Annotated in this window: 1 protein-coding gene; it reads right to left on the bottom strand. The window is 77.5% G+C overall.

The window, feature by feature from the left end:
• Positions 1–222 (bottom strand): hypothetical protein (locus BEN49_RS28950; protein ID WP_204376152.1); only part of this gene is annotated, 222 nt, incomplete at both ends.

Genomic DNA, 222 nt, shown 5'->3' on the forward strand with positions numbered 1-222 from the left:
GGCCGCCGCGGTAGGCCCCGCCGCGGTTGGGCACCACGATGACGTGGGGCGGGGGCGGTAGTAGGGGCGCGCGTAGTAGCCGGGGGCCCCGTAGCCGTAGCCGGGCCGGCTGTAGCCACCGTAGGCCGCCGCGGTAGGCCCCGCCGCGGTTGGGCACCACGATGACGTGGGGCGGGGGCGGTAGTAGGGGCGCGCGTAGTAGCCGGGGGCCCCGTAGCCGTA

This window comes from Hymenobacter coccineus (assembly GCF_001816125.1).
GTDB classification, from domain to species: Bacteria; Bacteroidota; Bacteroidia; order Cytophagales; family Hymenobacteraceae; genus Hymenobacter; species Hymenobacter coccineus.